Source organism: Streptacidiphilus sp. BW17, assembly GCF_041262485.1.
GTDB lineage: Bacteria > Actinomycetota > Actinomycetes > Streptomycetales > Streptomycetaceae > Streptacidiphilus.
The window spans coordinates 1-1,250 of the sequence record NZ_JBGCCR010000087.1 but is presented as its reverse complement, the minus strand read 5'-3'; the positions used below and the strand labels follow the sequence as shown (position 1 = coordinate 1,250).

At 73.2% G+C, this 1,250-nt stretch carries 2 protein-coding genes and 1 pseudogene; 1 reads left to right on the top strand and 2 read right to left on the bottom strand.

Features of this window, described 5'->3' with window-relative positions:
* Both ABH940_RS36965 and ABH940_RS36960 read right to left on the bottom strand, forming a co-directional pair.
* Positions 1-298: pseudogene (locus tag ABH940_RS36965) on the bottom strand (hypothetical protein); the annotation flags it as partial.
* Positions 291-803 carry a SigE family RNA polymerase sigma factor gene (locus tag ABH940_RS36960; protein WP_370060829.1) on the bottom strand — a complete coding sequence of 171 codons (513 nt, stop codon included), beginning with the start codon at positions 801-803 and terminating at the stop codon, positions 291-293. The pseudogene ABH940_RS36965 and the gene ABH940_RS36960, both read right to left, overlap by 8 nt.
* 218 nt (positions 804-1,021) lie before the next feature.
* On the opposite strand from ABH940_RS36960, the gene ABH940_RS36955 reads away from it, so the two are divergent.
* Positions 1,022-1,250, top strand: a 229-nt coding sequence (locus ABH940_RS36955; RefSeq protein ID WP_370107296.1) for a hypothetical protein, incomplete at its 3' end; no start/stop codon positions are given.

Genomic DNA, 1,250 nt, shown 5'->3' with positions numbered 1-1,250 from the left:
CGGTCGTCGTGTCGGCAACGGTCGACTCCGCCGGGGGGCGAGGGGAAGCCGACACGGAGGAGGTGTCCGTGTCCGTCGGGGCTGCCTCGTGCAGCGGAGTGGGCGAGCGCAGCACGGTCGGGAGAGCCACGCACAGGGCTGCCGCGGCGCAGGCCGCGGTCGCGCCGAGGGCGTGCCGACGGCGGCGGCGCCGGTCGGCGCGTCGGCGGATCTCCGCGGCGGGCAGGGTCGGTGCCGGCGTCCCCGTGCCGAGCAGCCGCAACCGGTCGCCCAGGGAGTCGTGGCGGGGGTCAGACACGGAGTCGTCCTTCCGAGCCGGCCGTGGGCAGGTCGCCGAGTCGGGCCGCCAGCGCGGTCCGGCCGCGGGCGAGGCGGCTCTTGACGGCGCTGACGCTGGCGCCGGTCTCGGCCGCGACCTGCTCGACGGAGAGGTCGCACATGTGGTGCAGGACCATGGCGCTGCGCTGCGCCTCGGGCAGGTCGCGGAGCGCGGTGACCAGCATCAGGTGTTCCTCGGTGGGCGGCTCGACGGTGGGTGGTTCCTGCGGGTGGTGACGTCCAGCCAGGTGCAGGCCCCGGGCCAGACGCCGCCAGCGTGAGATGGCCAGCCGCCGGGCCGTGGTCCGGATCCACGCCTCCGGGGCCTCGTCCGTGTCGAACGTGCGCCTTCGGTCCCACGCGCGGATGAAGGCCTCCTGGACCACGTCCTGTGCTTCGGACCAGTCGCTGGTCATCGCGTAGAGCTGCCCGGTCAGTCGGGAGAAGGACGCCGCGTAGAACGCGTCGAACTCCTGTGGCGTCATCAAGGGCCTCTCTCCTGGTGCTGTCGATCGGCTCGCGTCAGCTTCCTGATCCTGGGCGGAGCTGCACTGCCTAAGCCTGTACGCACGAGCACCGTGCCCGGGTCGCACCCTCGCCTTGTGACATGGACCACGTGCCCGGGATGCGACCGTACGGGCGCCGGGTGGCGTACAGGGGTGCGAGCGTCAACCGGACGCCCCGCAGGAAAGGACACGGATTCATGCGTATCCGCCCGATCATGCTCATCGCGGCCACCACTGCAGCCATCGCGGCGGCGGGGGGAGTGGCCAGCGCAGCGACCGGCACCTCCCAGCCCACCGCCAAGGCGCACGCCAAGGCCCACGGCAAGCCGTCCGCTGCGCCCGCCGCCAAGGCCCACGGCGGCAACGTGACCGCGGTCCGCGTGGCTTCCACGCCGACCGCGTTCTCGGTGACCAGCACGAGGACGA

Excerpts from the sequence above, each read along its gene's own strand:
- ABH940_RS36960 (WP_370060829.1), bottom strand. The coding sequence starts at position 803 with ATGACGCCACAGGAGTTCGACGCGTTCTACGCGGCGTCCTTCTCCCGA.